The organism is Streptomyces pseudoechinosporeus (assembly GCF_054783935.1).
In genome coordinates this window covers 1-12,542 of record NZ_BAAGPS010000005.1, presented here as the reverse complement: position 1 = coordinate 12,542, position 12,542 = coordinate 1, and the positions used below count along the sequence as shown (strand labels likewise).

Here is a 12,542-nt window from a genome sequence, read left to right as displayed (position 1 = left end):
CCGGCACCCTTCGGCTAAGGCGAGCCGCCCCCGCACAACCGCCGGAGGCACCCCGTACTCTGTCCCTCGTGGCAGAACCAGTGGTCCGCATCCCGGATGCGAAGGTCGCGCTGTCGACGGCCTCTGTCTATCCGGAGTCGACAGCGACGGCCTTCGAGATCGCCGCGCGCCTCGGGTACGACGGGGTCGAGGTCATGGTGTGGACCGACCCGGTCAGCCAGGACATCGAGGCGCTGCGCAGGCTCAGCGACTACCACCAGATCCCGATTCTGGCCGTCCACGCCCCGTGCCTGCTCATCACCCAGCGCGTCTGGTCCACCGACCCCTGGGTCAAGCTCCAGCGCGCCCGGTCCGCCGCCGAGAAGCTGGGCGCCTCCACGGTCGTCGTGCATCCGCCGTTCCGCTGGCAGCGCCAGTACGCCCGCGACTTCGTCACCGGGATCTGGCGGATGGCCAACGAGACGGACGTACGGTTCGCCGTCGAGAACATGTACCCCTGGCGCTACCGCGACCGCGAGATGCTCGCGTACGCCCCCGACTGGGACGTGACGAAGGACGACTACCGGCACTTCACGATCGACCTGAGCCACGCATCCACGGCCCGCAGCGATGCCATGCAGATGGTCGACCGCATGGGCGACCGCCTCGGCCACGTCCACCTGGCCGACGGCCGGGGCTCGGCGAAGGACGAGCACCTTGTCCCGGGGCGCGGCCACCAGCCCTGCGCCGAGCTCCTGGGGCGGCTCGCCCTGAGCGGCTTCGACGGCCATGTCGTCATCGAGGTCAACACCCGCCGGGCCATGTCCAGCGCCGAACGCGAGGCCGACCTCGCCGAGGCCCTGGCCTTCACCCGGCTCCACCTCGCCTCGGCGCTGCGGGTCGCCGGCTCATGACCGACACGGCTCCCCGACGCCGCGGACGGCCCTCCCGTACGCAGTCGGGGGACGCCCCCGCGACACGTGACCGCATCCTGACGGCGGCCCGCGAGGAGTTCTCCGAGCGTGGCTACGACAAGACCTCCGTACGCGCCATCGCCAAGGCGGCGGGTGTGGACTCCGCCCTCGTGCACCACTACTTCGGCACCAAGGAGCAGGTCTTCGAGGCGGCCGTGGAGGTCGCCTTCGCGCCCGCCCTGAAGGTGCGGGACGTAGTGCTCGAGGGTTCCCTCGACGAGGTCGGTGAGCGCATGACCCGCGTCATCTTCGGCCTCTGGGAGAACCCGGTGACCCGGACGCCGCTCCTCGCGATCGTCCGATCGGCGGTGAACAACGAGACCGCGGCCGCCGTCTTCCGCCGCCTCGTCGCCGCGCAGCTGATGCGCCGCATCGCCGGCCGGCTCGACGTCCCGGACGCGGAACTGCGCACCGAACTCGCGGCCGCCCAGCTCGTGGGGGTCGCGATGATGCGGTACGTGATCAAGATCGAGCCACTGGCGTCGGCGGACCCGGAACAGGTCATCGCGCGGATCGCGCCGGTGGTTCAGGGGCATCTGACGGGGCCGTGAACGAGCCCTCGCGGTACGGCTTCCGGAGCCCCCTCACCCCGGCCGCCGACCGAGACACGTATCCCGTATTCCGGACGAGGCGTCGGGAACCTGGAGCACCGGCGTACGCTCGAAACCTGCCAGAACTCTCCGAAGGAGCGAGCGACGATGCCCGAGCTGAGGTCCCGCACAGTCACCCACGGCCGCAATATGGCGGGCGCACGCGCCCTTATGCGCGCCTCCGGTGTACCGGGCGCGGACATCGGCCGGAAGCCGATCATCGCGGTCGCCAACTCCTTCACCGAGTTCGTGCCCGGCCACACGCACCTCCAGCCGGTCGGCCGGATCGTGAGCGAGGCCATCACGGCCGCCGGCGGCATCCCGCGCGAGTTCAACACGATCGCCGTCGACGACGGCATCGCGATGGGCCACGGCGGCATGCTGTACTCCCTGCCGTCCCGCGACCTGATCGCGGACAGCGTCGAGTACATGGTGGAGGCCCACTGCGCCGACGCCCTGATCTGCATCTCCAACTGCGACAAGATCACCCCTGGCATGCTCATGGCAGCCCTGCGCCTGAACATCCCGACGGTCTTCGTCTCTGGCGGCCCCATGGAGTCCGGCCGCGCGACGCTGGTCGACGGCACGGTCCGTACGCTCGACCTGATCGACGCGATCTCCGACGCGGTCAACGACAAGGTCTCGGACGAGGACATCCTCCGTATCGAGGAGAACGCCTGTCCGACCTGCGGTTCCTGCTCCGGCATGTTCACCGCCAACTCCATGAACTGCCTGACCGAGGCCATCGGCCTGTCCCTCCCCGGCAACGGCTCGGTCCTGGCCACGCACACGGCCCGCAAGGAGCTGTACGAGCGGGCAGGCGCCACCGTCGTCGAGCTGACCAAGCGCTACTACGACGAGGACGACGCCTCCGTCCTCCCGCGCGCCATCGCCACCCACGCGGCCTTCGAGAACGCCATGGCCCTCGACATCGCCATGGGCGGCTCCACCAACACGATCCTGCACCTGCTGGCCGCCGCCCAGGAGGCCGAGGCCGGCTACGACCTGAACGACATCGACGCCGTCTCCCGCCGCGTCCCCTGCCTGGCGAAGGTCGCGCCCAACGTCGCGGCGACGCGGACGTACTACATGGAGGACGTGCACCGCGCCGGCGGCATCCCCGCGATCCTCGGCGAGCTCTACCGCGGCGGACTGCTGAACGAGGACGTCCACACCGTCCACAGCCCTTCCATCAAGGAGTGGCTGGACGCGTGGGACATCCGCAGCGGCTCGGCCTCGGAGGAGGCCATGGAGCTGTGGCACGCGGCCCCCGGCTGCAAGCGTTCCGCCGAGGCCTTCTCCCAGTCCGAGCGCTGGGAGGAACTCGACACGGACGCGGCGAACGGCTGCATCCGCGATGTCGCCCACGCGTACTCGAAGGACGGCGGCCTGGCCGTCCTCAAGGGCAACCTCGCCGTGGACGGCTGTGTCGTGAAGACGGCCGGCGTCGACGAGTCGATCTGGACCTTCGAGGGTCCGGCGGTGGTCTGCGAGTCGCAGGAGGAGGCCGTCGAGAAGATCCTCGCCAAGCAGGTGCGCGAAGGGGACGTGGTGGTCATCCGCTACGAGGGCCCCAAGGGCGGCCCCGGCATGCAGGAGATGCTCTACCCCACGTCCTTCCTCAAGGGCCGCGGCCTCGGCAAGGCCTGCGCCCTCATCACCGACGGCCGCTTCTCCGGCGGCACCTCGGGCCTGTCGATCGGCCACGCCTCCCCGGAGGCGGCGTCCGGCGGCACGATCGCCCTGGTCCAGGACGGCGACCGCATCCGCATCGACATCCCGAACCGCTCGATCGACCTCCTCGTCCCGGAGGAGGAGTTGGCAACCCGCCGCGCCGCCCTGAACGGTGTCTACGCCCCCGCCGCCCGCGACCGCAAGGTCTCGGCCGCCCTCCGCGCGTACGCCGCGATGGCGACGAGCGCGGACAAGGGCGCGGTGCGGGACGTTTCGATGCTGGGCTGACGTCCCGTACGCCCCTCGTAAGACGTAGGTAAAAAGACGCCCCTCGCAGCGCAACTGTGCCGCTGCGAGGGGCGTCTTATGTGTGCAGAGCATGCCAAGTGACGGTACGTCTCCGCGTATCGTCCGCAAACGGGGGAGAACAGAATGAGTGAGCAGCTCGCCGGGATAGGAACCGAGAGTCAGGCAGGCACCGCGGGGGAGACGGGCACCGAGGAGTTGTCCGCCACGGCGACGGCAGCGGCCACCTATACCGTGGTCGCCGATGTGAACGTGCGCTCCGGTCCCAGCACCTCGTACGCCATCGTGGGGCGCCTGTCAGCCGGAACCAGGGTCACCATCTACTGCCAGACCCCGGGTCAGAACATCACGGGCCCGCTGGGGACCTCCAACATCTGGGACCGCGTAGGCAGCGGCCGCTACGTCAGCGACACCTATGTCCGGACCGGAAGCAGTGGCTACGTCGCGCCGCGCTGCTGACACCGGACGCCGCGCTGCTGACACGGGACCGCCGCGCTGCTGACACCGGACGCTCGGCCGTTCGGCTGTGGGGGGCCGCCGGGGCGTCACCCCGCCCTCGGTGGCTTCCGCACGTCGAAGCCGAACACCGTGTTGCCGCTCGCCGTCCCGATCAGCGCCCGCCCGGAGAACACGACGCGCCCGCTGGTCATGGAGTCGGCGAGACCGCCGCCCGCCCCCTGCGGGTCCGACGTCCACAGGACGCGGCCGTCGTCGGGATCGAGGGCGGTCACGCGCCCGCTGGCCGAGCTGAAGTGCAGGACGCCGCCGGAGGCCGTCGGACCGGACGCGGCCTCCACGCCCGTCTGGCGGGCCCAGACCTCCTTGCCGGTCGCCGGGGCCACCGCGGTGATCAGACCCGCGGTCCCGGAGAAGTAGACGCTGTTTCCGGCCAGCCCCGGAACCGCGCCGGAGTACCGGCTCGGCAGCGCCGCGGACGTGACCCGGCCGGTCCGCGGATCGAGGCGTATCACCTTGGAGAACCCGTCGGTTGCGACGCCCGTGCGGTGCTCCTCCAGCAGGACGAGTGAGCCGTCGGCCGCGCCGCCCAGCGGCAGCACGTCGCCCGTGACCCGCATGGCCTTCCCCAGCCGTCCCGTCGCGACGTCGACCGTATGGAAGGACTTGTTGGTCACCTCGAGCGCGTCGACCTCGGACCGCTGGGCGCACACCGCGTAGACGCGCTCGCCCGCGACCAGCGGCGTGCACGTGGAACCGGCCGGGAAGGGCGTCCTCCACTGCGTCTTCCCGGTGGCGGCTTCGCGGGCCACCAACCGGGATTCGGACGCGTCGGCCGCGTACACCGAGAAGCCCAGCAGCACGGCCTCGGCGGGCTGCCCGACGAGAGCGGTCGCGTCGCTCCCCAGCGGCGCCGACCACAGCTCCTCGCCGTCCGCGGCGGTCAGGGCGACCACCTCCTCCGCGCCGCCGTCGTCCCCGGTGCGGTAACCGAGCACGGTGTCCCCGGAAACGCCGACGAAGTGCATGTTGTGCACGGGCACCCCGGGATTCGTACGGCTCCACACCCGGGTGCCGTCCGCGATATTGATCCGCGTGGCGACGACCCCGCCGCCCCCGCAGTACACGGAGTCGCCCCGCGCCGCACAGCGCATCTCGTCGGGGATGTTCCGTCCGCCGCGCACCGTCACCTGCCACGGCCGGAACCCGTCGGGCAACTGGGCGTCGGACGCGCTGACGGTCCGGCGGTCGCCGTCGGGGACGGTGTCCTGCCCCGCCGTCGTCCCGGTGCCGGACTGCAGCACAGCGGCCCCGCCCGCAATGGCGGCCACCGCCGCGGCGCACGCGACGACGGTGCGCCAGCGGCGGCGCAGCGTACGGCCGACGAGGGGACCGCCATCGCGGGCGCCCGCAGGATCCGCGGGGTCCTTCGTGGGCTCCTTGGGACGCGCGGAGAGCAGCCGGGTGTCCGTATCCGTGCCTGGCCCGGCGAGGCCCTCTGACTCCGGCTGCCCCAAGTCCTTCGGGAGGGTACGCAGTTGCTTCAGGAACTCGTCGGCGGAGGGGCGGTTCTTCGGCTCCTTGGCGAGACAGGGCTCGACGAGCGCGCGCAGTGCGTCGGGCACCCGGTCCAGCGCCGGCGCCTCGTGCACGACCTGATACGCCGTCATGTACGGGCTGTCGGCGTCGAAGGGGCCCTGCCCGGTCGCCGCGTAGACCAGCAGCGTGCCCAGCGAGAACACGTCCGACTCGGGGCCGACCTCCCGCGGCGCCTGCAACTGCTCGGGCGACATGTACGGGGGAGTGCCGATGACCCGGCCCGTCATGGTCAGCGTCTGGTGGTCGGCGGCGCGCGAGATGCCGAAGTCGATGACGCGTGGTCCCTCCGGCGACAGCACGACGTTGGACGGCTTGAGGTCGCGGTGCACCACCCCGGCGCGGTGGATGTCGCGCAGTGCCTCGGTCAGCCCGATGGCGAGCGTGCGCAGCTCGGCTCCGCCCAGCAGACCGTCCGCACTGATGCGTTGGGCCAGTGTGGGGCCCGAGATGTACGCCGTGGCCATCCACGGGTGGTGGCTCTCGACGTCCGCGTCCACCACGGCGGCGGTGAAGACACCGCTGACCCGCCGGGCAGCCGACACCTCCTGCCGGAAGCGGGTCCTGAACTCCTCGTCGCCCGCGAACTGCTGATGGATCAGCTTGATCGCGATCGGTCGGCCCGATGCCGTACGCGACAGGAAGACCGTGCCCATCCCGCCCGCGCCCAGGCGCGCCTCCAGCGGGTAGCCGCCGATCTCCTCCGGATCTCCTGCGCGGAGATGCACAGCCGCTCCACCTTCCCCGTACGTCACATCGTGCCCACCCAAACTAGCGTCCCCATCGGTCGGCAGGGCCATCGCCCGGGTCGGAGGACGGCTCGACATCCAGCTGCGGGGACGATAATCGGCCCATGAGCGACGAAACCGGGCCCGGCGTCCCCGCGGGCCCTCAGCCCGAACCCCTCCGCTTCTTCGGCACGACCTGGGTGCAGCACGACGGTGGATACGCGGCGCGCCGCGCCGGGGTCGCCGTCGGGGCGCTCGCGGCGGCCGCTGCCGCGAGCCTGGTGCTGCGGCTCGCCCACGAAGGGCTGCAGATCGCGGCCGTCGGCGGACTGGTGAACCTGCTCGTCGTCGTAATGTTCGCGGTGTGCAGCGCGATCGCCTTCCGCCGCACCTGGGAGGGGTTCCGCGAGCGGGCCGACCCGGAGACGCAGGCGCGCCTGCGGGGCCTGATGGCCATCGGGTTCGTCGGCTCGCTCCTCGCGTACTTCTTCCGCTCCCTCACCGAGGCCCCGGGCGAAAAACTCCACCGTGAGGAATACGAGACGGCCCGCAAGCAGCACGAGAAACGCACCACCCGCCGCACGGGCAACCCAACGAAGAAACGCCGCCGCTCCTGAGCAGGTTCGCCGAAGTCCGGCGCGGTACCGCGACCGTTCAGGGGCGCGAAGCTGTGACACATGCGGCTCCGCCGCGATGGGGGTCCCCCTCGAGCGAAGCCGAGAGTGGGGTAGCACCCAGCAACGGAGGGCCCGCAGCTTTCGCCGACCAGCCACCGCCCCCTCCATCTCTCACCGAAAACTCACTGTCAGCTGCACCTACCTCCGGCCACCATGGCCCTATGCCCACGACGCCCCCGCCACTCCCCACACCCACCCGAGCCCACTCCTTCAACGCCGCCGCGGCCCAGTACGCCGCCAACCGCCCCTCCTACCCGCCCGCCCTCTTCGACGCGATCGAAGACCTGGCCGGCCACCCCCTCACCGGCTCCCGCGTCGCGGACATCGGCGCCGGCACCGGCATAGCGACCGCCCTGCTGCACGCCCGCGGCGCCGACGTCGTCGCCGTAGAGCCCGGCGACGGCATGGCGGCCCAGTTCCGCCGCGCCCTCCCCGACCTCCCGATCATCCGCGGCAACGGCAACACCCTCCCCTTCACCGACGCCTCCCTCGACTTCCTCACCTACGCCCAGTCCTGGCACTGGACCGACCCGGCCCGCTCGGTCCCAGAGACGCTCCGCGTCCTGCGCCCGGGCGGCGCGCTCGCGCTGTGGTGGAACACCAGCGCCCTCGACGTGCCGTGGATCGGCGAGCAGCAGCTGCGGATCCAGCAGCGCTTCGACGCAGACGCCGCCCGTTGGAAGAAAGACGCGAGCGACTCCGGCGTGGCCGACCCCTCCGGGCGCCTCGACTTCGCGCACCGCCGGGTCCGCTGGAGCCGCCGCGTCCCGGTCGACACGCACCTGGCCAACATCGGCAGCCACTCGGCCTTCCTGGTCCGGGGCGAGGAGTACAGCTGCGCCTTTCTTACCGAGGAGCGGGTCCGCCTGCTGGCCGTCTTCCCGGACGGGATTGTGCAGGAGGTCTACGACGTAGAGCTGCTGGTCGCCATCACCTCCTGAACACCCCCTCGCCCCACCACGACCACCGAGCGTCATCGGCCCCTCCTCACGCTCGCCCTCCCCATACGGCCTCGGACACCAGCGCAGCGCCGAGCCAGGCAGGGCGGGCGAACTGCGTGCCTGGCATGTACACCCTCACGACCCCGCGCGCAATCACCTCCCCGCAGGATGCAGTCGGCCCCGCCGCCCGGGGTACCCGACCCACCCAGCCGTCTCTCGCCCCACCCCGCGCCCCCCCCGCGGCGCTTGACGCCGTACCCTCACCGGAGCATTATTCATCACATGATGAATTACTCTTCCGTTCGGTCCGAACCCCCCGACAACCCCGCCATCCGAGCCGAGGCCCTGAACGTCGTACGCGGCACCCGCCAAGTACTCCGCGACCTCGACTTCACCGTTCCGCGCGGCCAGGTCACCGGCCTCCTCGGCCCCTCCGGCTGCGGCAAGTCGACCTTGATGCGCGCGATCGTCGGCACCCAGGCCAAGGTCACCGGCGCCCTCGACGTCCTCGACCGCCCCGCCGGCCACCCCACCCTCCGCACCCGCATCGGCTACGTCACCCAAGCCCCCTCCGTCTACGACGACCTGACGATCCGCCAGAACCTCGACTACTTCGCCGCGATCCTGGACCCCGGCCGCGCCTCCGCCGAGCGACGGCACGAGAACGTCACCCACGCCATCGCCGACGTCGACCTCACCAGCCACGCCGACGCCCTGGCCGGCAACCTCTCCGGCGGCCAGCGCAGCCGCGTCTCCCTGGCCGTGGCCCTCCTCGGCACCCCCGAACTCCTGGTCCTCGACGAGCCCACGGTCGGCCTGGACCCCGTCCTCCGCCGTGACCTGTGGAACCTCTTCCACTCCATCGCCGCAGAGCGCGGCGCCACCCTCCTGATCTCCTCCCATGTCATGGACGAGGCCGAGCGCTGCCACCGCCTCCTCCTCATGCGCGAGGGCGAGATCCTCGCCGACGACACCCCCGACGCCCTGCGCCACCGCACCGACTCCGAGACGGTCGAGGCGGCCTTCCTGCACCTGGTGGACGAGGCGGTCGCGGCGGGCCGCAAGAAGGAGACGACGCGATGAGCACGACCACGAGTACGCGTACGACGATGGCGCCCGCCCCGACGAGTGCGCTGAACGCCTCCCGCACCACCGCCACCGCGGCCCGGGTCCTGCGCCAACTCCGCCACGACCCGCGCACCATCGCGCTGATGATCCTCATCCCGTGCGTGATGCTGTTCCTGCTGCGCTACGTCTTCGACGGCAGCCAGCGCACCTTCGACAACATCGGCGCCTCCCTCCTCGGCATCTTCCCGCTGATCACGATGTTCCTGGTGACCTCCATCGCCACCCTCCGCGAACGCACCTCCGGCACCCTGGAACGCCTCCTCGCCATGCCCCTCGGCAAGGCCGACCTCATCGCGGGCTACGCCCTGGCCTTCGGCGCCCTCGCCATCGTCCAGTCCGCCCTCGCCACCGGTCTCGCCGTCTGGGCCCTGGGTCTCGACGTCACGGGCTCGACCTGGCTTCTCCTGCTCGTGGCTCTCCTCGACGCACTCCTCGGAACGGCCCTCGGCCTCTTCGTCTCGGCCTTCGCCTCCTCGGAATTCCAGGCCGTGCAGTTCATGCCGGCGGTGATCTTCCCCCAGCTCCTGCTCTGCGGCCTCTTCACTCCCCGTCCCAACATGCACCCCGTCCTCGAAGGCATCTCCAACGTCCTCCCCATGTCGTACGCCGTCGACGGCATGAACGAAGTCCTCATGCACACCGACGTCACCGCCGACTTCATCCGCGACGTCCTGATCGTCGCCGCCTGCGCCCTCCTGGTCCTCACCCTCGGCGCCGCCACCCTCCGCCGCCGCACGGCGTAAGCGCTCCGCTGGAAATGCGGTTCGAAGCTGCGGGTCCGTCGTGGCTGGTCACGCCCACGCGGCGGAGCCGCATATGTGTCACAGCCCCGCGCCCCTGGGGGCCTGCGGCCCTCTCGGGGCGCGTACCGCACCGGCCTGCGGCAAGGCCGCTCAGCGCCCGCCTCGGTTCGCCATCCATCCCGCCCAGCGGACACGGCGGCCCACTCCGCGAGCCCGATGCGAGGATGGGCCCTGGACGACGCACCCCCGCCCGGAGGGCAACCGAACATGACCCAGAAAGTCGCAGTGCTCGGCACCGGCAAGATCGGCGAAGCCCTGCTCAGCGGAATGATCCGAGCCGGCTGGTCCCCCGCCGACCTCCTGGTCACCGCACGCCGCCCGGAGCGAGCCGAAGAGCTCCGCACCCGCTACGGCGTCACCCCGGTCACCAACCCCGAGGCAGCCAAGACCGCCGACACCCTGATCCTCACGGTGAAGCCCCAGGACATGGGTACCCTCCTCGTCGAACTGGCCCCACACGTCCCCGCCGACCGCCTGGTCATCAGCGGCGCAGCGGGCATCCCCACCTCCTTCTTCGAGGAGCGCCTCGCCCAGGGCACCCCCGTCGTCCGTGTCATGACGAACACCCCTGCCCTCGTCGACGAGGCCATGTCCGTCATCTCCGCCGGCAGCCACGCCACCGCCGAGCACCTCGCCCACGCCGAGGAGATCTTCGGCGCCGTCGGCAAGACGCTCCGCGTTCCCGAGTCCCAGCAGGACGCCTGCACCGCCCTCTCCGGCTCGGGACCGGCGTACTTCTTCTACCTGGTCGAGGCCATGACCGACGCGGGCATCCTCCTCGGCCTGCCCCGCGAAAAGGCACACGACCTCATCGTCCAGTCCGCGATCGGCGCCGCCGTGATGCTCCGCGACAGCGGCGAACACCCCGTGAAACTCCGCGAGAACGTCACATCCCCCGCGGGCACCACGATCAACGCCATCCGCGAACTGGAGAACCACGGCGTACGAGCCGCCCTCATCGCCGCAATCGAGGCAGCCCGCGACCGCGGCCGCGAACTGGCATCAGGCAACAACACCTGACGCCGCCCCCCGGCGCCGGGGCTGGCCCCCCGTCCAGACACCCGGCGCCAAGGGCACAGTGACTCAGCGGTCACGCCGACGGCAGCAACCCGATCGCCCGGTACGCCGCGTCCACCCTCGGCCTCGCCATCTCTCTGGCCTTCTCCGCACCATCCCGCAACACCCCCTCCACATACGCAGGATCCGCGCACAACTCCCTGTGCCTCTCCTGTACGGGCCTGAGGAGCTCGACCACAGCCTCGGCGGTGTCCTTCTTCAAAGATCCGTACGACTCATATACACCGGCCAGGCCTTCGGGGTTCCCACTTTCACAGGCCGCGAGGATCTCCAGCAGATTCGAGACCCCCGGCCGCCCCTCCCGGTCGTACACGACGTCTCGCCCGCTGTCGGTCACCGCCCGCATGATCTTCTTCCGGATCACATCCGGCTCGTCGAGCAGATAGACGATCCCCGGCCCGACATCCTCGGACTTCCCCATCTTCGACGTCGGCTCCTGCAGGTTCATCACCCGCGCCGCCACCACCGGACGCGTGGCCCGAGGCACCACGAACGTATGCCCGTACCGCTGGTTGAACCGCACCGCCAGATCCCGTGCCAGCTCCACATGCTGCGTCTGGTCGTCCCCGACCGGCACCTCATCCGTCCCGTACGCCAGGATGTCCGCCGCCATCAGCACGGGATACGTCAGCAGCGACAGCCGTACGCTCCCACCCCGCGTCCGCTCGCGCGCGGCCTTCTCCTTGTACTGGATCATCCGCCGCATCTCGCCGTCCGAAGCGACGCACTCCAGCAGATACGACAGCCGCGCGTGCTCATCCACATGACTCTGTACGTAGACGGTGCACAGCTTGGGATCGAGCCCCGAGGCCAGCAACAGCGTGGCCGCCTGCCGACTGAGCCTGCGCACCCGCCCTGGAGCGTGCTCCACGGTCAGCGCATGCAGGTCGACGACACAGAACAGCGCGTCGGCTCGGTGCTGATCGACATCGGCCCAACGCCGTACGGCCCCCAAGTAGTTCCCCAGCGTCAGATGCCCCGTCGGCTTGACCCCACTGAAGATCCGCGTCATCTCTCCACCTCCTGGTCAGGACCGCCGCTGCCCGCCGGCCGGGGTCTCCAGGAGGGAGATACGAGAACGGCCGCCGAGGCGGCGGCCGTTGAGTACATACGTGAGCACGGCCGCCCTCAGGCGGCCCACCACAACTGGGTGCACGCATGCGTCGTCATACGCCCGAGACTACCCCTCGGGGGTGCTCTCCGGCGTCAAGTTGACACGCCCCAACCCGCTCCGTACTGTTCTCCGAGTTGTCCGACGTGAGCGCCGACTCCGGTCGGTCCCCGGACAGCCATTCCGCAGTAAGCACCTAACGATCGACGACCCGTCGTCGGCTCGTTTTCATGCGTGTTTACGGAATGAGGAATCCGCGTTCGAAAGGGCGTGACCCCCGATTAGCTCGGGGCCGGAGATTCCGCTAAAGTCTCACTCGTCGGAACGGCCCGAACGGCCGCGAAGACAACCCACATTCGACTGGGAATCGGGCCTGAAAGGGTCTGGTAGAGTCGGAAACGCAAGACCGAAGGGAAGCCCGGAGGAAAGCCCGCGAGGGTGAGTACAAAGGAAGCGTCCGTTCCTTGAGAACTCAACAGCGTGCCAAAAATCAACGCCAGAT

The 12,542-nt window shown here is 70.4% G+C and carries 11 protein-coding genes; 9 read left to right on the top strand and 2 right to left on the bottom strand.

The window, feature by feature from the left end; all coding sequences use genetic code 11:
- The first annotated feature begins 68 nt into the window (after positions 1–68).
- The 4 genes from ACYVO6_RS06685 (at position 69) to ACYVO6_RS06670 (ending at position 3,982) form a co-directional block, all read left to right on the top strand.
- Positions 69–893 carry a sugar phosphate isomerase/epimerase family protein gene (locus ACYVO6_RS06685; protein ID WP_461058266.1) on the top strand — a complete coding sequence of 275 codons (825 nt, stop codon included), beginning with the start codon at positions 69–71 and terminating at the stop codon, positions 891–893.
- Positions 890–1,504, top strand: coding sequence for a TetR/AcrR family transcriptional regulator (locus ACYVO6_RS06680; RefSeq protein ID WP_461058264.1), 615 nt, complete (start codon positions 890–892; stop codon positions 1,502–1,504). The genes ACYVO6_RS06685 and ACYVO6_RS06680 overlap by 4 nt, the downstream gene beginning before the upstream one ends.
- A gap of 147 nt (positions 1,505–1,651) precedes the next feature.
- Complete coding sequence (gene ilvD / locus ACYVO6_RS06675) at positions 1,652–3,505, top strand: dihydroxy-acid dehydratase (RefSeq protein ID WP_461058262.1); 1,854 nt, start codon at positions 1,652–1,654, stop codon at positions 3,503–3,505.
- A gap of 144 nt (positions 3,506–3,649) precedes the next feature.
- Positions 3,650–3,982 (top strand): SH3 domain-containing protein, encoded by a 333-nt coding sequence (locus ACYVO6_RS06670; RefSeq protein ID WP_461058260.1) that lies wholly within the window; start codon positions 3,650–3,652, stop codon positions 3,980–3,982.
- Between the two features lie 86 nt (positions 3,983–4,068).
- On the opposite strand, the gene ACYVO6_RS06665 is transcribed toward ACYVO6_RS06670, so the two are convergent.
- Entirely contained in the window at positions 4,069–6,303 is a 2,235-nt protein-coding gene (locus ACYVO6_RS06665) for a serine/threonine-protein kinase (protein WP_461058258.1), read from the bottom strand.
- A 125-nt stretch (positions 6,304–6,428) separates the two neighbouring features.
- On the opposite strand from ACYVO6_RS06665, the gene ACYVO6_RS06660 reads away from it, so the two are divergent.
- The 5 genes from ACYVO6_RS06660 (at position 6,429) to proC (ending at position 10,872) form a co-directional block, all read left to right on the top strand.
- Positions 6,429–6,920: an EamA/RhaT family transporter gene (locus ACYVO6_RS06660; RefSeq protein WP_461058256.1), complete on the top strand. Its 492-nt coding sequence runs from the start codon at positions 6,429–6,431 to the stop codon at positions 6,918–6,920.
- A gap of 221 nt (positions 6,921–7,141) precedes the next feature.
- Positions 7,142–7,921 (top strand): class I SAM-dependent methyltransferase, encoded by a 780-nt coding sequence (locus ACYVO6_RS06655; protein WP_461058254.1) that lies wholly within the window; start codon positions 7,142–7,144, stop codon positions 7,919–7,921.
- A gap of 282 nt (positions 7,922–8,203) precedes the next feature.
- Entirely contained in the window at positions 8,204–9,004 is an 801-nt protein-coding gene (locus ACYVO6_RS06650) for an ABC transporter ATP-binding protein (RefSeq protein WP_461058252.1), read from the top strand.
- Positions 9,001–9,792, top strand: a complete 792-nt coding sequence (locus tag ACYVO6_RS06645) for an ABC transporter permease (protein WP_461058250.1) — start codon at positions 9,001–9,003, stop codon at positions 9,790–9,792. The genes ACYVO6_RS06650 and ACYVO6_RS06645 overlap by 4 nt, the downstream gene beginning before the upstream one ends.
- A gap of 267 nt (positions 9,793–10,059) precedes the next feature.
- Positions 10,060–10,872 (top strand): pyrroline-5-carboxylate reductase, encoded by an 813-nt coding sequence (gene proC, locus ACYVO6_RS06640; RefSeq protein WP_461058248.1) that lies wholly within the window; start codon positions 10,060–10,062, stop codon positions 10,870–10,872.
- A gap of 70 nt (positions 10,873–10,942) precedes the next feature.
- Here the strand turns inward: proC and trpS are convergent, their stop codons facing one another.
- Positions 10,943–11,941 carry a tryptophan--tRNA ligase gene (gene trpS / locus ACYVO6_RS06635; RefSeq protein ID WP_461058246.1) on the bottom strand — a complete coding sequence of 333 codons (999 nt, stop codon included), beginning with the start codon at positions 11,939–11,941 and terminating at the stop codon, positions 10,943–10,945.
- Positions 11,942–12,542 lie beyond the last annotated feature (601 nt).